Genomic DNA, 18,592 nt, shown 5'->3' with positions numbered 1-18,592 from the left:
TCAACAGTATCGGGCATGCAGCTACCGGGACTCCGTTCATTATCATCTGGCAGCCAGCGTCGCGCTATCCACCGGCTGATACCGAAAAACCAGTACGAGGTGCACGCGCACCTCGTGGTGCGCCCGACCCAAGCACACGGAACCGCTACCGACGCCACGATTCTTCTTGGGCTTCACATCCTGCCAGCATGGTCTACACTGAGGCCCACTGGCCACCTGCTGGGGATCCGATGAGCTTCCGGGATATCTGGAGCGCCGGCCTGCCATCGACGGGCCTTTAACCAGCGCAGCGCAAGAAGCTGGTCCATAGCCATACATCTGCCTGAACATCCCCGCGCCGCGAACTGCCCGTCCGGTGGGCCCTCTGGCCTCCGCTCACGCTGGTTGCAAAGTCCCAGATAACAGGTGGGTCTGGTGAGTAATCCGGAATCCGCTTCCGTCGACCACCCGGTGCAGCTGGCCTTCCATGACGGCCGGTCCCTGCTGAGGCGAAGGGAACACGGTGCTACTTATGCAACGCCCTCCGGATGCTCGTCGGCCCATCGATGCGCCCGGGAAACCAGCTGCTCCGACAGCCCGGACAAGTCTCCCTTGACGCTGCCCAGCGCAAGTCCGAGCAGGAAGGTACTCAGGGGTGCTGCTGGTCGGGCCACCTCGTGAGCTACATGCTTGGCAACATCAAGCACGGTAGCGATATCCACTTCGCCGGAGTCCAGACCCAATTCCTTGGCGGCTGCTTCCAGCCAATCGTTCAGTGCTTCGGGTGGCAGATGCTGTGCCATGGCTTTCCTTTCATTCTGGCGGGCGCTTTCCAGTGCCTGCGGGGTATCAATGTCGCTGCTGGTTTCATCATCCACCGGTACCCGCGCCAGCTGCAGCTGATTCAAGGCTCGGCGCACCGGGGCATTGACCAGGTTCCCGCCCAGCTCTGCGCAGACCGAAGCCAGTGCCGAGGTGCGATAGATTCCAGCCAGCCATTGGGTGTGGCCTTGCGCGTCAACCAGCAGCAAGCCATCGGCTGCGCGTTGCCCAAAGTCGTTGATCAACGCAGTGGCCACCGCGACCGGCCGTTGCAGGTCGCAGGCCAGAACCATGGTCCATTCACTGCCTGCGCTGGCAGCTAGTTCTGCAAGCCCGGCAGCGATGCCTGCCAAGGGACCAGCGAATGGCGGATCCTCCCGGAGAACGGAATCGGCCTTGGCACCAGCGGAATCCGGGCCGACCACTACGACGCGTAGTGCGCCGGTTGTGCGGGCCGCGGCGACCACGCGGTCAACCAGGCGCTGTCCGTGCAGCTCTATTTCGGCTTTGCCTTCGCCGCCCAGCCGAGAGCCCCTGCCGCCGGCGAGCACCAGGGCATTGAAGTTGGCGAGCTGCCGCGTGCTCATGGGATCATCCCCAGTACCTCGACTTCATCGCCGGGGTGGATCTGGTTGACGCCAGCCGGGACCAGCGCGTAGCCCTGGGCAGCGCCGAACCCGCCCACCGAGTGGGAAATGCTGCTGGCGTGAACCGCCGGGGCGCACCGCAGTTGCTCCCCAGGCTCGAAGACTACCGGGATGACCTGCATGCGTCCGGCCGCGGCTTTCCATCCCACCGCGGCGATGGCGCGCAAAGTCGGGCGCAGCACCTCGCGGTGGCCTTGCATGGCCCGCAGGCACGGGCGCACGAACAGCTCGAAGCTGACTGCTGCGCTGACCGGGTTGCCGGGCAAGGCGAAGACCATCGCACCGGCCTCCAAACGGCCCGCGCATTGCGGCTGGCCGGGGCGGATCTTCACCCGGGCCGCCTGCACTGCCGGTTCGGCTTCCAGCACCTGGCGCATCACATCGTAGGCGCCGGGGCCTACTCCCCCAGTGCTCAGGATGGCATCATGCGTGGAGCCGAGCACCTCCAGCTGTTCGCGGACCGCTTGAGTGTCATCCACGCAGTGCACCACGGTAGCTGCCTGTATGCCGGATTCAGCCAGGAGCCCTGCCATGAGCAGCGAATTGGTTTCCGGGATTTGCCCGCGCGAGAGCCGTTCACCGGGCGCAAGCAATTCCGCCCCGGTGACCAGCACGGCCACCTTGGGCCGTGTGCGCACCGACAGCTTGCTGGCACCGGCTGCCGCCAAGGCGGAAAGACGGGCCGCGGTGAGCTGCTCGCCGGCATAGGCCACCAGGTCACCGGCGGCCTTGTCCTCGCCGCTGCGGCGGATGTCCTTGCCTGCTGGCACCGGCCCATGGATCTGCACGGTGGCGGCATCCCAGCCATCTGCAGCGGCTGAAGTGTCCTCGATGCGCACCACGGCATCGGCATCCGTCGGGATCGGAGCACCGGTCATGATCTTCACGCACTGGCCCGGTTCCAGCTTCGGGTCCCAGCCGCTGCCCGCGGGCACTTCGCCGACGACTTCCAGGGCAATTGGCGCCTCAGCGGTATCCTCGGAGCGCACCGCATAGCCGTCCATCGCCGAGTTGTCCCACAGCGGCAACGGGTGCGTGGAGGTGGCATCCTCGGCCAGCACCGCGCCGTGCAGGAGGGCGAAACCGCCTGCCACCTCGATCTGCTGCGGGGCCAACGGCACGACCTGCGACAGCAGCCGCGCGCGGTGCACTTCAAGTTCCACGGGTTCATTGACGGTGCTCATGGCTGCTCTCCCTGGATGCTCCTGGGGTGCTGCGCTGGCAAGGTAGCCACCACCGCGCGCACAAAACGGTTGGCCGGATCGGCGAAGACCTGCTCGACGGTTCCCTGCGCAATGATGCTTCCCCGTTCCAGCACCAGCAGGTCATCGGCGAGCGCCAAGGTGTCGGCGGCCGAATGCGAGACGACGATGGCGCTGGTCGCGGTGCGTTCCAGCTCTTCGCGCACCAATGCGCGCATGTCCATGGCGGCTTCGACATCCAGCGAGGCGAAGGGCTCGTCGATCAGCAGGATCTTGGGCTGGGCGGCCAAGGCCCGGGCCAGCGCAATGCGTTGGCGCTGCCCGCCGGAGAGGGCCTCGGGCCGGTGGGTGGCGATTTCTTCCAGTCCCAGCCGCCCGATCCATTCGGCGGCCACGGCCTTGGCGGCAGCCTTGTCCAGTCCCCCGGCCCGGGCGCCAAAGGCGATATTCTTCAGCGCATCCAGGTGCGGGAACAGGTGCGGGTCTTGGCCCAGCAGGCCCACCTCGCGCAGGTGCGGCGGGCGGTGCTGCTTCGCGTCAGCCAGCAGGGAACCGGAAAGCTCGATGCGCCCCTCGGCAATCTTCTGGATCCCGGCAATCGCATGCACAATGGTCGACTTGCCCGAGCCGCTAGGGCCCATCATCGCCAGCGTGGTGCCGGCAGGCACTTCGAATTCAACGGCCACGTCGAATCCGGTGCGCGGCACGCGCAGCGCAACCTTCAATGTCATTTCAAGGCCCCCGGACGCCAGGCGCGCACCAGCAGCAGCACCGCTACCGCGGTGGCCAGGAGCAGGATCGACAGGGCAACGGCCGAGTCGCGTCCAGTTCCAGCCCCGTTGAACGCGGTGTAGATGGCCAGCGGCATGGTCTGGGTAACCCCCGGCGCGTTGCCGGCGAATAGCGCGGTGGCCCCGAATTCGCCGATGGCCCGCGCGAAGCACAGGATCACGCCGGCCACCAGTCCGGGGGCGGCCAGCGGCAAGGTGATGCGGGTGAGCACCATCCAGCGCCCGGCGCCCAGGGTGGCGGCGGCTTGTTCGTACCCGGCGCCGGCGGCCCGCAGCGATCCTTCCACGGAGAGCACCAGGAAGGGCAGGGCCACGAAGCTCTGGGCAATGACCACCGCGGCGGTGGAAAAGGGCAGGGTAATCCCCCACAGGGAATCGATGAACTGGCCGATGGGGCTGGTGCGCCCGAAGAGGAAGAGCAGGGCCACGCCGCCGACCATGGGCGGCAGCACCAGCGGCACGGCGATCAAGGCCCGCAACAGCTGGGCAACCCGGGCCGAACTGCGGGCCATCAGCACCGCCAGCGGCACGCCGAGCAGCACGCACAGGGCGGTGGCAGCCACCCCGGTGCGCAAGCTCAGCCAGAGCGCCGAGAGGGCTTGGGGGCTGGTGGCATCGGCCACCAGCGTGGACCAGCTGGCACGGGTGAGAAGCGCCAGCAGCGGCAGCACCAGCAATCCCACGCCCAGCAAGGCCGGGGCAATGGCGAAGCCTGGAACCCGTACCCCGGTATCGCTAGCCATTGGCCTGCGCAGCCCCGGTGCCGAAACCGTGCTCTGCCAGGATTTCCTGGCCGCGCTCGCTGATCACGAAGTCCACGAACGCCTGCGCGCCGGGGTTCTGGCCCAGCGTGGCGATCGGATAGGTGTTCACGACCTCGTCGGCTCCTTCCGGAACGATCGCGGCGACGTTTTCGTCACCCAGCACATCGGTGGCGTAGACCAGTCCGGCATCCGCTTCGCCGGCGGCCACCTTCTGCAGCACCGCGGTGACATTCTGCTCCTCGCTGGCCGGGACCACTTCGACGCCCTGGGCCTGGAGCAGCTGGCGTGAGGCCGAGCCGCACGGCACCTGCTGCGCGCACAGCACCGTGGTGGCCCCGGCAAGGTCTTCCAGCGAATCGATATCCGCCGGGTTCTCCTGCGGCACCGCGATCACCATGGTGTTGCTGGCGAAGATCACCGGCTCGTGGCCGAACCCGGCCTCGGTCACCTCCAGCATGTTGCGTTCATCTGCCGAGGCGAAGACATCCACGTTTGAGCCTTCAAGGATCTGCGTGGCCAGGGTCGAAGAGCCGTCATAGGAGATGCCGGCAATCTGCACCTCCGGATGTTCTGCGGTAAACTCCTCGGAGATCTGTTCGAAGGCGCTCTGCAAGGAGGCTGCCGCGGAGATGGTGATGGGTTCGGACGCGGCCTGATCGGAAGAGCCGCTGGCCGAACAGCCCGCCAAAGCCAGCACGGTCGCCGCGAGCCCGGCAAGGGCTCGGAACCGTGGAAACGGGCGGTGCTGCATGGGATCTCCTTGAAATCGGGGGCTGGTGCCAATGCTACCGTCGAGCCAACCGGGGCCGATCCATTTTGCGTACTTGATTTGTTACTTTCAGGTTAACCGTCTTCCACGCAACGGTGCCGGGGGCTACTGTGGAGTGTATGAAAGCACAAGCGGCCGGCACCCTGGGCGATGCCCGTGGACGGCCCCTGCATGACCTGCGGATTTCGGTGACAGACCGCTGCAATTTCCGCTGCGTCTACTGCATGCCCAAGGAGATCTTCGGCCGCGACTTCGTTTTCCGCGAGCGCTCCGAGCTGCTCAGCTTCGAGGAGATCGAGCGGCTGGCCCGCGTCAGCGTTTCGCTGGGGGTCACCAAGCTGCGGTTGACCGGCGGCGAGCCGCTGCTGCGCCGTGGCATCGTGGACCTGGTGGGCATGCTCGCCAAGCTGCGCACCCCCGAGGGCCAGCCGGTGGATCTGGCAATGACCACCAACGGGTCGGCGCTGCCGGTGCTCGCACCTGCGTTGAAGGAAGCCGGGCTGAACCGCGTGACCATATCCCTGGATTCCTTGGATGACGAGAAGTTCAAGGCCATCAACGACGTGGACTTCCCGGTCTCCCGGGTACTGCACGCCATCGACGTGGCCCGTGAAGTGGGCCTGGGCCCGGTGAAGATCAATACCGTGGTCAAGCGCGGGGTCAATGACTCGGAGATCCTGTCGCTGGCCGAGCACTTCCGCGGCACTGGGGCGATCCTGCGCTTCATCGAATACATGGATGTGGGCACCACCAACGGCTGGAAGCTGGATGAGGTGCTGCCCTCCTCCGAGGTCGTGGCCATGGTCAATAAGTGCTGGGCGCTGGAACCGGTGACTAAAACCGAACCGGGTGAAACGGCCAACCGCTGGCGCTACAAGGACGGCGCCGGAGAGATCGGTGTGATCTCCAGCGTCACCAACGCCTTCTGCGGCAACTGCTCGCGCGCCCGGGTCTCGGCCGAAGGCCAGCTCTACACCTGCCTGTTCGCCGGCTCCGGCTACGACCTGCGCCAGCTCATGCGCGACGGGATCAGCGATGAGGATCTTGCCAAGGCACTGACCGGGCACTGGCGCAAGCGCGATGACAACTACTCGGAGCTGCGCGCCGCGCTGACCCCAGGCAACCGCAAGCGCATCGAGATGTCCTACATCGGGGGCTAGCCCATCGATTTCTGCCCGTCCAGGGATTCGCGGATGATGTCCGCATGCCCCGAATGCTGGGTGGTCTCGGCAATGATGTGCAGCAAGGCGCGGCGCACCGACCACTGCTTGTCGGTGAACCACGGGGCCGAGGGCAGCTCATGCACGGTATCCAGGTCCACCTCTGCCAGCAGCGCGTCGGTGCGGTCGGCAATCTGCGCGTAGTTCTCCAGCAGCTCTTCCAGGCTTTCTCCGTCTTGCATGCGGAATTCATTGAGGAAGGCTTCGACCGCCTCGGGCGGCATCTGGCTGAAATCCGCTCCGTCCCAGGCCATGGCCGCCCGGCCCATGACGATGAATCCCTGCCACTGCTTTTCGACCGCGGTCACGTGCTTGATCAACCCGCCGAGGGTCAGCTCGCTCACCGTGGTGCGTTGCGATGCCTGCTCGTCGTTCAGGCCCTGGACAGTGAAACGCAGGAAATGCCTCGCGTTGGCCAGAGCCTGGAGCAGGTCCGCGCGTTCCCCGGTGAGGGTGGTGTTGGTGATGGACATGGTGCTCATGATTGCCTCCTGGCATAAGCTGCAGCCGGTATTTCCAGCTGGTAGTAACCAGAGTAGAAGTGAAAAGTGCCAGTTTTTGTCCTAAATCAAGGCAGACTTGTTGCATGAGTACCAGCACCAGATTCTTGCGCCTGCTCTCGCTGCTGCAGACCCATCGCTATTGGTCAGGAGACGAGCTCGCCGAACGCCTGGATGTCAGCCTGCGCACCGTTCGCCGGGACATCGACAGGCTGCGCGATCTCGGTTATCCGGTGCAGGCTGATCGCGGCGTGGGCGGCGGCTACCAGCTGGCCTCCGGCACCGCGCTGCCTCCCTTGGTGCTCGACGATGAGGAAGCCGTCGCGCTGGTAGTCTCATTGCAATCCACCGTGCACAGCGGTTCTTCTGCGCTGGCCGAGGCCGCGTTGCGGGCCATGGGAAAAGTTGTGCCCGTGCTGCCAGCCAGATTGAGGAAGCGGGCGCAGGCGCTGACCGCGAGCACTGTCCCGCTCAATTCCCAGTCCTCCGCAACGGATCCGGTGGATCCGGCGGTACTGGTGGCATTGGCCCAGGCGTGCCGCGATCATGAACGAATCGCCTTCGACTACAAGGATGCCAAGTCAGCAGAAACCTCGCGCCGCGTAGAACCGGTCCAGCTAGTGAACGTGGGAAACCGCTACTATCTGGTGGCCTTTGATCTGGACCGCGATGACTGGCGCAGTTTCCGGGTGGATCGCGCATTGAACCCCTCACCCAGGGCATTGCGGTTTGCGCCGCGTGAAGTGCCAGGTGGCGATGCGGCGGCCTTTGTGCGCGTAGGATTGCGCGGCAGCGGGCAACCAGAAGTGAGCGCTCGGATTCAGGCAAGCGCCGAAAAGCTGGAGCCGCTCATTGGCCGCTGGTTCCAGATCCAGCAGATCGGTGAGAACAGCTGCCTCGTGCGCACCGAGAATATGGATCTGCGCTGGGCGGCGTTCGGCCTTGCGATGAGCGAGGCCAGGGTCAGCGAGGTGTATCCGAGGGAACTGCGGAAACTGCTCGACTTATGGTCGTTCAATTTTTCCTCTCAATCTGGAAAGTTGTGAGATGCAGCAAAAAGCGTCTTGGCAACTTGACGATGGCACAACTGCGAGGCGTATACTCACTCGCGTGCTAATAACATTCAAATCGTTCGGAATAAACGCTTTGATTAGTGAATACTTAAATTTTGAATAATCAGCATAGTCAACTCTTCGCATCCTGAGGCGCCCTGCCCGTCCGTCGACGACGCCTACGAAAGGCTGATTCATGACCACTGCCGACTTTACTGCTGATGCGCAAACCATACTTCCCGAACTGATTAAACTGCGCCGCGCGTTGCATGCGGACCCCGAACTCGGGCTCGATCTGCCCCGCACCCAGCAAAAGGTGCTCGACGCGCTCGGAGGGCTGCCATTGGAAATCACCACCGGCACGCGCACCAGCTCGGTCACCGCAGTACTTCGAGGAGAACGGCCCGGCCCGACGGTGTTGCTTCGTGGCGACATGGACGCATTGCCGATCACCGAAGAAACCAATCTGGACTTTGCCTCTGCCAACGGCAACATGCAGGCCTGCGGCCATGATCTGCATACTGCAGGACTAGTTGGCGCAGCTAAGTTGCTGTCATCTCGCCAAAGTGAACTTCGTGGCTCGGTCATCTTCATGTTCCAGCCAGGCGAAGAAGGCCACAGCGGCGCCAAGATCATGCTCGAAGAGGGACTGCTCTCCGCAGCCGGAGAACCTCCAGTTGCCGCCTACGCGATCCATGTGGGCCCCGGCCCGCGAGGAGTCTTTGCAACACGAAGCGGCCCCGTAGCTGCTGGATCAAATCAGCTAACCGTGAAGCTGAAAGGGCGCGGCGGACATGGCTCACAACCCCACCACACCTTGGATCCAGTTCCTGCCGCGGCCGAGCTCGTCCTGGCCCTGCTGAGCTTCGTGACTCGACGGTTCAATGCCTTCGACCCGGTGGTCCTCTCGATCACCCGACTGTCCACCGGAGACGGTGCAATCAACGTCATCCCGGAAAGTGTCGAGCTGGCGGCCACTATCCGCACCATGTCCCACGAATCGCTGGCTGTTTTGGAGGAAAGCCTGCCACGTGTCATCAATGGTGTGGCAGCAGCCCATGAGCTCACCGCAGACGTGAGTTTTGAAACGCTCTACCCGGTGACCGTGAACGATCCGATTGAGTCCGAAGCGGCACTGGAAACGATGCGCGAAATCTACGGTGAACAGCGTGTGGCGATCATGCCATCACCAATGATGGGATCTGAGGATTTCGCTTTTGTGCTCGATGAAGTTCCCGGCACATTCATCGCGTTACTGGCCACTCCACCGGAATTGAGCGCGTCGGAAGCAGAGTGGAATCACTCGCCACGTGTCGTCTTTGATGACGCGGTGCTCGCAGTTCAGGCCGCAGCTCTGGCTGCCATCGCTTTCAAACGCACCGCCCACTGAACATAGGAGCTGCGCTAGTTCTTGAGAATTACGGGGGTTTGGGTCCCCGCATACTTAAACCCGGCGCGCAGCGCCGTTCTGATTGACGCTGCATTATCAACGTGCACGCGCCATTGAGGACTCAGGCCGGCGTCCATTGCATGCTTCTGAGCAAAAGCGACAGATTGAAAACCGAGTCCACTTCGACGATTGGTAGGTGCTACGAGCGCGCCGAGGTGGGCCAGCTTTTCTTCCCACACGTCATAGCCAGCACCCGCCACAGGAAGCGAATCACGTTCTGATTCGCTGAGCAATATGAAGGTATTCTCCATCTCACTCAATCCGACTTCCGCGGTGTCCTCGTCTGGGCAGGCTGTTTCTAGATCAACAGCGTCCGTTCGTGCACGGCTCAGCTCGGCGTTTGGGTTTGGGTTTGGCAATGATGGAGCTGAATCACTGAAGTACAGCTTCGCCACCCCCAGAGCCCGCCCACCATAGGGAGTGCTGAGTTCCAAAAGTTTCGCGTGGCTGGCCAGTTCAGAATCGGGTAGCTCTCTGCCAGCTTCTAACGCCCATGAAGGAGCAACCAAAACCCCGGTGCCAAATAATGAAACGAACATGAGTACCGAGCTATCGTTCTTCTCGCGATAAACGCGGTCCTCACCCCCTGGTGACTGCGCGTACCTAGACTTCAGGGGCGTACTGCTTGGGCATGCTTTCCATTCTCTCAATAGAAAACGGCATAAAACCCGGGACGATTCAATTGGAGTTCTGTAAAGCAGTAAATACTCAATTTGCTTCTGCCGCACATAACGAAGCTTCGGGTAACGTCCCGCTCTACGGGGTTAGCCTTACGCCGAAACTAATTCAGCTGGGTTCTCTATAGCTATGCAGACATCAGCCTGATCTAGTTCCGGTGTCAAGATAAGTGGTCGCATTTACCAGATAGCCCTGGCTCAGCTCGTTGGCGATTTCGTGTGTCCCGCGCGATCCACTTTCTACAGCGCCATCGAAGAAACTCTCCTGATGATTCGCCGGATAGGTGAACTTTTGCGCTTCGGCCGAAGCGCTGCTTGTCGGGCACTGAGACGTAACATCGGGGGCAGCTATATTAGGATCCGCGGTCTACCTTTGGGCCGAGGGAATCAGCGTGTAATTTCCGTATAACTGAGAATTTCTCCATGGACATCTTCCACCGTTATCTCAACTCGTAATTGTTCTACGAGCAACCGTGTACTGAGGCCGACCTGAACATATTCCAAGATCTCTTGCTCGATCTGCTGGACAGTTGCTTCGCTGAGCATGCTGATGGTGCATCGGACCAGCCACTGAACATGGGGGATTCTCGCGTCCGTGGCCTTGACTTCGGCGTAGTTCAATTGCGCAGTTTGGGATCGCGAGAACTGCTGCCTGATGTCGCTGATAATCTCGCTTGAGGAAATGCGCACATCGTCTCCTGTTTCTCGTACGACTGCTTCCCAAGTCCTCTGCGTGGGTCGTAGTTTGGAAATCCTGTTCAGAACATTGCTACTTAAGTCTCTGCTGCCCGCAGAGTAATCTTCGCTTCTAAGCTGATCCAGAACGATTCTGGTTTGGTCCTTTAAGTGGCGCCGTTCTTGATGGCACCAGCGGCATTCGAGCTCATGAGGGTCTGGTGAGTCATCTAGCTTGTGGAGTATGTCTTCTATCGTGCGTCCGCAGGGAAGGGTTTTCATGACACCGCCTCGATAATTGCCTTGCGGGCCCGCGCGACCCGTCCTCGAATAGTTGATTCTGACGTGTTGGCGATTGTAGCTGCTTGCTCATAGGTCATGTCCTCAAGGCATACCAGAACAAAAGCCTGCTTCAAGGTCGATGGTAGCTTGGCGACGATATTCCACGCCCTATCAACCTCACTTCGCTGCACAGCTAGGTATTCGGGCGAAAGGTGCTTCGCTGCCGGCTGCCCGGAGAATTCTTCGGCATCAACTACGTGAACACGACTTTGGGCTGAACGAACTCGCTCCAGGCAAATATTCCTTGTCATTCGAAAAAGCCACGTCTTGAAGGCGCCATTCTGCTGGAGGGTGTGCATGCTTCTCCAGGCTTTGATCCAAGCTTCCTGCACCGCGTCATCCGCATCTTGCCAATTCTCAAAAAAGGAACGGCAGTATCTCCTAAGCCCCGGGTCAGTTCGGCAACGAGCATTCCGAAAGCTTCTGAATCACCCTCACGGGACCGGCCCACGACCGCTAACCGTTTTAATTCATCCACACAATCCCCCTATTGTGATGTAGATCACTTAAATTATGTGTGAGGATATTGGTACGGACCTCGTCTGTATGAGTGTAAGCGAAAGAGTTTCCCTCGATATAGGAGTGAAGAACATGGCACAGCCAATGTCGAACGACAAGGTAATCAAGCCAACTGGCGAGGAACTGGAACGTCAAGCCAAGCGCCAGGGGAACCAGGATGCTCAGGAAGAGCACCTTACGGGCCCACTGCACACCGAATTGGGCAAGACGACCATTGAAGACCGGGTTGTTCAGAAGATCGCCAGCATCGCAGCACGCGAAGTGCCCGGGGTATACGCAATGGGCAACGCTGCGCGCCGAACTTTCAATTCCCTGGCAGAACGCATCCCAGGTGCCTCGGCGAACACCTCAGGCGGGGTGAGCGTGGAAAAGGGCGAGCAGCAGACCGCGATCGACGTCTCCATCGTCGTCTCCTATGGATTCTCAATTGTGGAGGTCTCCGAGGACATCCGCGCGAACATTGTTTCCCAGGTGGAACGTGCCACCGGACTGGAAGTCATCGAAGTGAACATCGATGTCACCGACGTCCACCTGCCAGAAGATGACGAAGACGACGAGCCGCGCGAAGACTTGAAGTAGGCCACAACACTGCCGATGGGCAACGAAAGGAATACCCATGGATAAGCTCAGGTGGGGACTGGCAATAGGGCTAGTGGCCGGACTGTTCATAGCGTTCGGCTCATTCACCCAGTTCATAGTCGTAGCATTCTTCGTGCTCATCGGTGGTGTGGTCGGCTGGTTCCTGCAGACCCGCGTCGATTGGGAGCGTGTATTCATTACCCGTAGGCGGTGACCAGGGTGGAAACAAAAAGTGCCACTGTGGGTGCTACTACTGTGGATAACCAGATCTATTCCAAGATCGCAGCCAAAGCCGCCTCCAAGATCCCTGGAGTCGGAGCCAGCTCTGGCGGCCTGTTGCAATTGGGCAAACCTCGCGCTATCGCAGGGAAGCCTGCTGCTACGGCCGAAGTTCTCGGGGGTACCGTAGCAGTCAAGCTGAAAGTCGGCATCCGATATCCGTTGTGCCTGCAGCAAACTTGCGAGGCCATACGTCAACAAGTGACAGATGAGCTCGTTCAATTCTTGGGGGTCTCGTCTGTCCAAGTCGACATCGACGTTGCTTGGCTTCATGCAGTTTCAGCAAACGCTGAGGAGAGGAGTCTGTTATGAGCAGATTTTGGCATGTCCGCAGTGCCAGAACTGCAACCCTGCTCAGTACCTGCATAGTGCTATTAGGCATCTCAACTACGTCCCTGGTGATTTGCCTGATCAGACTGGACAGCGGTTCCTGGCCGAGCTGGGTAACCGGATTTCTGGATTCTGCCAAGAACATTGTTTGGGCGAATAACAATTTGATCGCCGTAGCTGTGGGCGTTGCAATTCTCGGACTGCTTCTGTTCATTGTTGCCTTAGTCCCGGGAAAGCACAGCACAGCGTTGCTTGAATGGGACTCAGTCGACGAACAAGAAGAGTGGGTTGCGGATAACCGCGGCTTGGCCAACCTGGCCCGTTATGAAGCAGAGCGCACTGATGGGGTGGGTGGCGCCTCGCCGACATTGCGGGGTAAGAGGCTGCATGTCAGCGTTTTCACTCCGGTGCATGAAACTAGCGATATTTCACAGTCGGTGCAAGCGAACGTCCAAAAAAAGCTATCCGCAATCCCGCTGGCGCATTCGATAAGAGTCAGCGTCAAAGCAACTACCCGAGGAGGACAGTAGATTTGTGGAAACCCAACAGTATTCGGCAACGAGTCATGCTGGCGCTTCTCGGGCTGCTTCTTATGGCAAGTGGCGCTGCCGTGGCCTGGCTAAGCTGGGATTCAACTCGAAACGGACTCGCGCAGACGCGTTTAATCGATACCTTTTCTGCACAAATGCCAGAATTAGGTATTTACCTGGCCGGCGCACTAGCCCTGATGACGATCATCTTGATCTTTGTAATGATGTCAGCTCTACCTAAGAAACCAGGCAAACGAACTTTCATCTACCGTTCCGGTAACGGCACTGGTGTCTCCACCGTTGATTCGAGGACCGTCTCCATGGCCGCCGAGGAAGCAGCTGAAAGCACCCCCGAGGTCGACATCGCAGATATCCGCATCAATGGAGCAGCGAAGAACCCCGTACTCTACGCACGCTTCACTTTGCGTGCGGATGCCCGGCCAATCGATGGCATAGGCCTGGTTCGGGACGTTCTTATTCCTCAGATGGAGCAAGCTCTCGGTGCCCAGTTCGCGGAGAAACACGTGAACATTGATTTTCAGCCCAAAAAATCCGGGCCATCCGCTAGAACGACCCTGACCTAATAGTTTGTATTAGTCAACCAATCGAAAGGAAGCATCATAGGACTCGGAGACAAAATTAAGAACAAAGCCCAGGAAGTATCCGGCAAAGCCAAAGAAAGCATGGGCGATGCCACCAACAACAAGGACCTGCAGGCCGAAGGGCTCAAGGACCAAGCCGCAGCTAAGGCGAAGCAATCGGCGGAGGACGTCAAGGACTCTATCAAAGATGCCAAAAACAATTCTAGGTTTAATAATCCGTGATCGCTGATTCAAGCGCTAAAACACTTCGAGAATCAGCCCTCATGCGTGTAGCTTGACAGCGTGAGAAGCCAGCAGCAGATCTGCAAGTCTTCCGCGGTCTGCAAGACTACAGCACGGAGCGAGACCACGATTCAGAACAAGATTCACGATATCTTCCACAGATTCCCCCTCAGCATAGGAAATGGAAACTGGGGAGCCGAAATTTATGAAAGGTCATTAACGTGAAGAAAATCCTCATGGTCCTCACCAGCGTTTCCGAACTCGGTGCAGGAGGGGAACCCACCGGATACAACGTCGCAGAAGCGGCTCATCCCTGGAAGGTTTTCCGGGATTCGGGACATTTCGTCGACTTCGCCTCCATCAAGGGCGGGCAGCCGCCACAAGATACGGTCGATACCGATGATCCGATTCAGGTGCAGTTCACCCAAGACGAAACCACGAGAGCAGGCCTCTACAACACGGCCAGGGTCGAGGTAGTTGATCCGGACCAGTACGATGCCATCTATCTTGTCGGTGGTCATGGCACCATGTGGGACTTCCCCAACAACGAATTCTTGCAAAAGCTCATCGGGACCGTCTACAACAGTGGAGGCATAGTTGGCGCAGTATGCCACGGTCCGGCAGGGTTACTGGATGTAGAACTGCACCACGGAATCAAGTTGCTGAGCGGCAAGGATGTTGCTGTCTTTACCAACGATGAAGAAGTCGCGGTCGGCAAGGACAAGATCATTCCATTCTCATTGGCCGACAAACTTGTTGAGCAGGGGGCCAACCATATCGCCGCCGATGATTTCGAGGAAAATGTCCAGGTATCCGAGCGTCTGGTCACCGGTCAGAACCCTGCCTCGGCTGCCGGTGTTGCAAAGGAAATGGAAAAACTGCTGGCCGCGGTGATCCATCAAGAAAAGGCCAGGGAGGAAGCTTCCTCAGAAAATGACGCTGCCCAGTCCGAGGAAGACTAAAAACATCTGTGGGTAGCGCTTCCCTACCCCTGCGGATATCTCATAAGCGGCTGCATCCGGCCAAAATTCCTCGTAGGTCGACAGAGGCCTACGAGGAATTTTCCGTTAAAGCATTCGCGCCTTCCGCTTAGTGGCGGAAGCATCATAAATTTCCGAGGCTCAGCATCGCAGTGGCAATCAGACCCACTATCCAGCATGGCCGGTTGGCAGATTCGCACTGGCCAGGTTGGCCCGCGCTGTCACCTGCGATGCAGGGCAACCTACGCCTGTCGACGATGCGCAGCCCGCTTTATCTGGTCTAGATTCGTTTTGCATCTCGACGACTTCACATAGAGCAAATTCTAGAAGTGCCAGAGTCTAGAGAGCATCAGCAACTATTTCAGCAAACCGTTTCCTACCAGAACTTAGGAATAAGCACCGGCGTGTTTTCCTTGTAGGTTTCATAGTCGGCGCGGCCTCCCCATTTTGATTCAGCTTTCGCTTCAAGCAGCGGGATTCCGCTGATCTTGATGAGCAACACGGCGACGAATACCGGTGAGATCATCACAACCCACTGCCAGTGCTGCAACGCCGGAGCGGCCACAACAGCCACGCCGATCCAAAGCAGAATCTCTCCGAAATAGTTGGGATGGCGAGATTTGGACCAGAGTCCGGAGGAGATGAATTTCCCTTGATTTTGCGGGTCGCGTTTGAAAATTGATTTCTGGTGATCGGCTAGGCTTTCCACACCCAACCCAATCGCCCAGATGACGAGTCCGACCAGTGCGAATCCGTCCAATTCACTAGAGTATTCCGAGGTCATAGCAGCCCAAGCAGTAGCAGCAGTGAAAGAGACCCAGAGACCCTGAATGGTCCAGACGCTGAGAAACCGGATAAAAGACGGTTTGATCTGGTCGAAGCGATCATCTTTGCCGTCCCTAGTGACACGGCTGAAGAGGAAGATTCCCAGCCTAAGAGTCCAGGCCAGGACCATGAATGCCAGTAGTAGCGATCTTGAATGAACTTCAGGGACTAAGAGAAGCAGGAGCAATGTGACTGCTGTATAGGTCAGGGTTCCGGTCAGGTCGTAGAATCTCTCTGTTTGCCTTAGGAATGAAGGTATGAATGCGATCCATTGGGCTATAAAGGACGCCAGTACAGCCAGAGCGAAGAGGGGCATCGAACCCCATGTAATCCCGCCATCACTACCGGACAATGCAAGCAGCACACCTAGCAGAAGCACTACAGGCATAGCGGTCAGCGCCTTGCGTTCCTTGCTCTTCATTATGAGGTTTCCTCCGTTAAATTTCCCTCAGAGACAATCCAGGGATCCTGCGATACTTTTATCCAAGAGTCGCCTCATCATATTCTCTGGGACCGGGCAATACTATTGGACACAGGTTGAGCCAAAGCTTTTGACGGAATCGCGGCTTGACGCTTCTCATGGCATCTCTTCGCGGGGCTATCGTCTAAGAGATGCTTACTGTTGGCGGAGGATCGCAGAAACAGCTTTCGTCCCCAGAACTGTTCACGACCTGTAAATTGGCCGGACTGAACAAATCAAGCATTCTGAATGCTGGACGAAAACCGTTCTAATCTCGATTGACTAGTTGTTACGTCGAAACGGAACGCATAGCTTGGCTTCAAGCCCCACATTAAACAAGCTTGAAACCAAGCTATGCGAACCTTGCCTCGTCCCTGCTTATGCTGCCTATCTGAGATGATAGCGCCCAACAATGCCTACCTTGAATGACGCCTGACCGAGAAGTAGTCCACAGCAGGCTAGTCCTGTCCGTATTTGATATCCACCGTTACCCCTGCCCGGAAGGACGAGCTATGAGGGAATTTGCGACGCCGCTATTGGCCACTTCGCACATGCACAGGAATGCCACCGATCTCTTGATGGAGCGCCTGAAGAATTCGCCTGAACATATAGCATTCGAAGTTCGATCTGCTGATGGTCCCGTTGCTGCCCCCTGGAAGCAAATAACTACTCGAGAATTTTTTCTCGAAGTGCAGGCATTGGCTAAGGGGCTCATCGCTAGTGGGCTGCAACCTGGAAACAAGCTTGTGATTATGTCACCTACACGCTACGAATGGGCTCAGGTGGATATGGCGGCATGGTTTGCAGGTGCGGTCGTGGTCCCTATTTATGAAACTTCGTCGCTTGATCAGGTCACAGCCATACTTGCCGATTGCTCCCCAAAATTTATAGTTGCTGGAAGCACCGACCACGCCTCGATTCTCGAGCGCGGGCTAAGTGGCGCGGGAATATGCGGGTCGAGAATCTGGACAATGGACACCCGGAACGATCTCGATCTTGAGGATCTTGTTGACGAAGGGAAATCTATCACCGATGGTGCTGTTGAAGAACGACGATTGTTGGCAACGTCAGAGACGATAGCGACTATCGTCTACACTTCGGGAACGACGGCAGCACCCAAGGGCGCTTTAATTACGCACGGTAACCTCGTTGGCTTAGTACTCAATGTTGCTGCCGCTTACACTGAAGTGGTTAAGGAGACAGGAAATACGATTATTTTCCTTCCCATGGCCCACGTTCTGGCTCGTGGTCTACAGCTGATTTGTTTGGCTAACGGGATGCGCATCGCGCATCTCTCAGAACCCAAAGAAGTAATACCGTCTTTGGAATTCCTCAAACCCACATTTCTCGTAGTAGTGCCACGGGTGCTACAGAAGATCCAAGACTCCGCAGCACAGGCCGCCAATCAGAAACGCCTGAATCGTATTTGGAAGTGGGCCAGCGACACGGCAACGCAGTGGGGCGCGATGGCTGAGGGACACGATACCGCTTCGTCGAAGCAAGCTTCTCCTAGCCTTAGGATGAGACATTTCATTTTTGATCGGATTTTCTACTCGCGTCTAAGAAAAGTAGTCGGCGGTCGTCTTGAGTACCTGCTATCAGGAGCTGCAACCCTAGATAGAGAAGTTTCCCTCTTTTTCAGGGGTATTGGCTTGCCAGTAATCGAGGGCTATGGGCTGACAGAAACTACAGCGCCGCTAACGGGAAATATGCCCGGGTCGATCAAGTCTGGAACCGTGGGAGTTCCGATGCCTGGGACCACTGTACGAATATCGGACGACGGTGAGGTGCTCGCACAAGGAATCGGCGTATTTGCTGGATATACCAATCCCGACGACAACGCCGACGCTTTCACCGATGGCTTCTTCCGCACAGGAGACCTGGGATCCTTGGACAACCTTGGGCGCATCACGCTGAAGGGAAGAATCAAAGATGTCATAGTAACTGCGGGAGGGAAGACAATATCCCCCAGCATATGGGAAGGATACGTCGAAACTGAGCCATTGATTGCCCACGCGGTAATGGTTGGAGAAGGTAAGCCGTTCTTGGGATGCCTCGTACTGATTGACCCGGAAGCAGTCAAACAGTGGGCCTCTAGCCAAGGGATTACAGACGCATCCCTTTTTCAGCCTCGCACAGAAGGGTCAATTGACAGGATTAGAAACGGGCTCTTGTTTCAAGTCGTCCTCGACTCCGTCAGCTCAGCCAATAAGCGGGTAGCAAGAAGTGAACAAGTCAAAGAGTTTCTTATGCTTTCTACCGATTTAGGGGAAAACAGTGAACTGCTGACACCGACTTTGAAACTCAAGCGAAGTAAGTTTCTTGAGAGAGCAAACGGCTTCGTCAACGAGCTCTATGCCTCGGCTAAGCGCTAGC

Annotated in this window: 20 protein-coding genes and 1 pseudogene; 11 read left to right on the top strand and 10 right to left on the bottom strand. The window is 58.5% G+C overall.

Annotated elements, in window-relative coordinates; all coding sequences use genetic code 11:
- Window positions 1-509: 509 nt before the first annotated feature.
- Genes CQ012_RS13755 through modA form a run of 5 tightly spaced genes read right to left on the bottom strand, consistent with a single transcriptional unit; the run spans window position 510 to window position 4,956 of the window.
- A complete protein-coding gene (locus CQ012_RS13755; RefSeq protein WP_105658830.1) occupies window positions 510-1,388 on the bottom strand; it encodes an NTP transferase domain-containing protein in 879 nt (292 codons plus the stop codon).
- Entirely contained in the window at window positions 1,385-2,632 is a 1,248-nt protein-coding gene (locus CQ012_RS13750; RefSeq protein ID WP_105658831.1) for a molybdopterin molybdotransferase MoeA, read from the bottom strand. Before CQ012_RS13750 ends, CQ012_RS13755 begins: the two co-directional genes overlap by 4 nt.
- Window positions 2,629-3,381, bottom strand: coding sequence for an ATP-binding cassette domain-containing protein (locus CQ012_RS13745; protein WP_105658832.1), 753 nt, complete (start codon window positions 3,379-3,381; stop codon window positions 2,629-2,631). Before CQ012_RS13745 ends, CQ012_RS13750 begins: the two co-directional genes overlap by 4 nt.
- Complete coding sequence (locus CQ012_RS13740; RefSeq protein WP_105658833.1) at window positions 3,378-4,184, bottom strand: ABC transporter permease; 807 nt, start codon at window positions 4,182-4,184, stop codon at window positions 3,378-3,380. Before CQ012_RS13740 ends, CQ012_RS13745 begins: the two co-directional genes overlap by 4 nt.
- Window positions 4,177-4,956: a molybdate ABC transporter substrate-binding protein gene (modA, locus tag CQ012_RS13735; protein WP_105662480.1), complete on the bottom strand. Its 780-nt coding sequence runs from the start codon at window positions 4,954-4,956 to the stop codon at window positions 4,177-4,179. The genes CQ012_RS13740 and modA overlap by 8 nt, the downstream gene beginning before the upstream one ends.
- 137 nt (window positions 4,957-5,093) lie before the next feature.
- Between modA and moaA the strand changes: the two genes are divergently transcribed.
- Complete coding sequence (gene moaA / locus CQ012_RS13730) at window positions 5,094-6,134, top strand: GTP 3',8-cyclase MoaA (RefSeq protein ID WP_105658835.1); 1,041 nt, start codon at window positions 5,094-5,096, stop codon at window positions 6,132-6,134.
- On the opposite strand, the gene CQ012_RS13725 is transcribed toward moaA, so the two are convergent.
- Complete coding sequence (locus CQ012_RS13725; protein WP_105658836.1) at window positions 6,131-6,676, bottom strand: DinB family protein; 546 nt, start codon at window positions 6,674-6,676, stop codon at window positions 6,131-6,133. The genes moaA and CQ012_RS13725 overlap by 4 nt on opposite strands.
- 104 nt (window positions 6,677-6,780) lie before the next feature.
- Between CQ012_RS13725 and CQ012_RS13720 the strand changes: the two genes are divergently transcribed.
- The gene (locus CQ012_RS13720; RefSeq protein ID WP_105658837.1) at window positions 6,781-7,740 is read left to right on the top strand and encodes a helix-turn-helix transcriptional regulator; all 960 of its coding nucleotides are present in this window, start codon (window positions 6,781-6,783) and stop codon (window positions 7,738-7,740) included.
- A gap of 202 nt (window positions 7,741-7,942) precedes the next feature.
- Window positions 7,943-9,136 (top strand): M20 metallopeptidase family protein, encoded by a 1,194-nt coding sequence (locus CQ012_RS13715; protein WP_105662479.1) that lies wholly within the window; start codon window positions 7,943-7,945, stop codon window positions 9,134-9,136.
- Window positions 9,137-9,150: 14 nt separating this feature from the next.
- Here CQ012_RS13715 and CQ012_RS13710 read toward each other — a convergent pair whose 3' ends face one another.
- From CQ012_RS13710 to CQ012_RS13700, 3 genes and pseudogenes are all read right to left on the bottom strand, one after another.
- A complete protein-coding gene (locus tag CQ012_RS13710; RefSeq protein ID WP_105662478.1) occupies window positions 9,151-9,735 on the bottom strand; it encodes a GNAT family N-acetyltransferase in 585 nt (194 codons plus the stop codon).
- A gap of 525 nt (window positions 9,736-10,260) precedes the next feature.
- A complete protein-coding gene (locus CQ012_RS13705) occupies window positions 10,261-10,563 on the bottom strand; it encodes a hypothetical protein (RefSeq protein ID WP_105658840.1) in 303 nt (100 codons plus the stop codon).
- Between the two features lie 263 nt (window positions 10,564-10,826).
- Window positions 10,827-11,270 (bottom strand): annotated as a pseudogene (locus tag CQ012_RS13700) (RNA polymerase sigma factor); the annotation flags it as partial.
- Window positions 11,271-11,481: 211 nt separating this feature from the next.
- Here CQ012_RS13700 and CQ012_RS13695 point away from each other — a divergent pair.
- From CQ012_RS13695 to CQ012_RS13665, 7 genes are all read left to right on the top strand, one after another.
- On the top strand, window positions 11,482-11,988 hold the full coding sequence (locus tag CQ012_RS13695) for an Asp23/Gls24 family envelope stress response protein (protein WP_286134380.1): 507 nt from the start codon (window positions 11,482-11,484) through the stop codon (window positions 11,986-11,988).
- A 37-nt stretch (window positions 11,989-12,025) separates the two neighbouring features.
- Window positions 12,026-12,202: a DUF2273 domain-containing protein gene (locus tag CQ012_RS13690; RefSeq protein ID WP_105662476.1), complete on the top strand. Its 177-nt coding sequence runs from the start codon at window positions 12,026-12,028 to the stop codon at window positions 12,200-12,202.
- Window positions 12,199-12,579, top strand: a complete 381-nt coding sequence (locus CQ012_RS18020) for an Asp23/Gls24 family envelope stress response protein (protein WP_105662475.1) — start codon at window positions 12,199-12,201, stop codon at window positions 12,577-12,579. The genes CQ012_RS13690 and CQ012_RS18020 overlap by 4 nt, the downstream gene beginning before the upstream one ends.
- On the top strand, window positions 12,576-13,127 hold the full coding sequence (locus CQ012_RS13680) for a DUF6286 domain-containing protein (RefSeq protein WP_105662474.1): 552 nt from the start codon (window positions 12,576-12,578) through the stop codon (window positions 13,125-13,127). Before CQ012_RS18020 ends, CQ012_RS13680 begins: the two co-directional genes overlap by 4 nt.
- A 35-nt stretch (window positions 13,128-13,162) precedes the next feature.
- Window positions 13,163-13,711 (top strand): hypothetical protein, encoded by a 549-nt coding sequence (locus CQ012_RS13675; RefSeq protein WP_105662473.1) that lies wholly within the window; start codon window positions 13,163-13,165, stop codon window positions 13,709-13,711.
- Between the two features lie 36 nt (window positions 13,712-13,747).
- Window positions 13,748-13,951, top strand: coding sequence for a CsbD family protein (locus CQ012_RS13670; RefSeq protein WP_105662472.1), 204 nt, complete (start codon window positions 13,748-13,750; stop codon window positions 13,949-13,951).
- 221 nt (window positions 13,952-14,172) lie between these two features.
- On the top strand, window positions 14,173-14,913 hold the full coding sequence (locus CQ012_RS13665; RefSeq protein ID WP_105662471.1) for a type 1 glutamine amidotransferase domain-containing protein: 741 nt from the start codon (window positions 14,173-14,175) through the stop codon (window positions 14,911-14,913).
- 394 nt (window positions 14,914-15,307) lie between these two features.
- Here the strand turns inward: CQ012_RS13665 and CQ012_RS13660 are convergent, their stop codons facing one another.
- The gene (locus CQ012_RS13660) at window positions 15,308-16,177 is read right to left on the bottom strand and encodes a DUF1295 domain-containing protein (RefSeq protein WP_105659204.1); all 870 of its coding nucleotides are present in this window, start codon (window positions 16,175-16,177) and stop codon (window positions 15,308-15,310) included.
- A 590-nt stretch (window positions 16,178-16,767) separates the two neighbouring features.
- Between CQ012_RS13660 and CQ012_RS13655 the strand changes: the two genes are divergently transcribed.
- The gene (locus tag CQ012_RS13655; protein WP_286134684.1) at window positions 16,768-18,591 is read left to right on the top strand and encodes an AMP-dependent synthetase/ligase; all 1,824 of its coding nucleotides are present in this window, start codon (window positions 16,768-16,770) and stop codon (window positions 18,589-18,591) included.
- Window position 18,592: the final 1 nt, after the last annotated feature.

Source organism: Arthrobacter sp. MYb214 (genome assembly GCF_002979865.1).
In the GTDB taxonomy this organism is placed as follows: Bacteria; Actinomycetota; Actinomycetes; order Actinomycetales; family Micrococcaceae; genus Glutamicibacter.
The sequence above is the reverse complement of the archived record's forward strand: the minus strand, read 5'-3'. Positions and strand labels throughout refer to the sequence as shown.

Coding starts and splice junctions, on each gene's coding strand:
- CQ012_RS13755 (WP_105658830.1), bottom strand. CDS start 1,388: ATGAGCACGCGGCAGCTCGCCAACTTCAATGCCCTGGTGCTCGCCGGC.
- CQ012_RS13750 (WP_105658831.1), bottom strand. CDS start 2,632: ATGAGCACCGTCAATGAACCCGTGGAACTTGAAGTGCACCGCGCGCGG.
- CQ012_RS13745 (WP_105658832.1), bottom strand. CDS start 3,381: ATGACATTGAAGGTTGCGCTGCGCGTGCCGCGCACCGGATTCGACGTG.
- CQ012_RS13740 (WP_105658833.1), bottom strand. CDS start 4,184: ATGGCTAGCGATACCGGGGTACGGGTTCCAGGCTTCGCCATTGCCCCG.
- modA (WP_105662480.1), bottom strand. CDS start 4,956: ATGCAGCACCGCCCGTTTCCACGGTTCCGAGCCCTTGCCGGGCTCGCG.
- moaA (WP_105658835.1), top strand. CDS start 5,094: ATGAAAGCACAAGCGGCCGGCACCCTGGGCGATGCCCGTGGACGGCCC.
- CQ012_RS13725 (WP_105658836.1), bottom strand. CDS start 6,676: ATGAGCACCATGTCCATCACCAACACCACCCTCACCGGGGAACGCGCG.
- CQ012_RS13720 (WP_105658837.1), top strand. CDS start 6,781: ATGAGTACCAGCACCAGATTCTTGCGCCTGCTCTCGCTGCTGCAGACC.
- CQ012_RS13715 (WP_105662479.1), top strand. CDS start 7,943: ATGACCACTGCCGACTTTACTGCTGATGCGCAAACCATACTTCCCGAA.
- CQ012_RS13710 (WP_105662478.1), bottom strand. CDS start 9,735: ATGTTCGTTTCATTATTTGGCACCGGGGTTTTGGTTGCTCCTTCATGG.
- CQ012_RS13695 (WP_286134380.1), top strand. CDS start 11,482: ATGGCACAGCCAATGTCGAACGACAAGGTAATCAAGCCAACTGGCGAG.
- CQ012_RS13690 (WP_105662476.1), top strand. CDS start 12,026: ATGGATAAGCTCAGGTGGGGACTGGCAATAGGGCTAGTGGCCGGACTG.
- CQ012_RS13680 (WP_105662474.1), top strand. CDS start 12,576: ATGAGCAGATTTTGGCATGTCCGCAGTGCCAGAACTGCAACCCTGCTC.
- CQ012_RS13675 (WP_105662473.1), top strand. CDS start 13,163: ATGCTGGCGCTTCTCGGGCTGCTTCTTATGGCAAGTGGCGCTGCCGTG.
- CQ012_RS13660 (WP_105659204.1), bottom strand. CDS start 16,177: ATGAAGAGCAAGGAACGCAAGGCGCTGACCGCTATGCCTGTAGTGCTT.
- CQ012_RS13655 (WP_286134684.1), top strand. CDS start 16,768: ATGCACAGGAATGCCACCGATCTCTTGATGGAGCGCCTGAAGAATTCG.